The organism is Pseudoalteromonas sp. S4492 (assembly GCF_005886115.1).
In the GTDB taxonomy this organism is placed as follows: Bacteria; Pseudomonadota; Gammaproteobacteria; order Enterobacterales; family Alteromonadaceae; genus Pseudoalteromonas; species Pseudoalteromonas gelatinilytica.
Genome location: NZ_PNCP01000177.1, coordinates 1 through 337, shown reverse-complemented (window position 1 = coordinate 337; position 337 = coordinate 1). Strand labels below are relative to the sequence as shown.

At 35.9% G+C, this 337-nt stretch carries 1 protein-coding gene; it reads left to right on the top strand.

Annotated elements, in window-relative coordinates; translation table 11 throughout:
- Positions 1–212, top strand: a 212-nt coding sequence (locus CWC28_RS22340; RefSeq protein ID WP_212746819.1) for a hypothetical protein, incomplete at its 5' end; no start/stop codon positions are given.
- Between the last annotated feature and the right edge of the window lie 125 nt (positions 213–337).

Genomic DNA, 337 nt, shown 5'->3' with positions numbered 1-337 from the left:
GAAAAGAAGTAGCAGATTACTTTTCTAACAAAGGTGTTCATAAGAAAAATGTACAAATTAAACTTGCAGCTGAATCACCAGTGCTACTTAGTTCAGATGGTCTTGCATTTTCAGTAGATATAAGAAGCCAGATAAAAAACTACAGGTTAAGAGAGTGGAAAGACTCTATTGATCTTGAGTCAACCATCATCAGGAGTCCACCTCGTGAATAAGCTGATTTTATTAATACTTATGATGGTGTCTTCTTTAGTTTTTTCTAAAGAAGTTTGGCAGTCTGGCAAGAGAGTGGCTGTTTACTCTGAAAAAGGGATTCCTCAGTACCCTCTATTGTCAATTA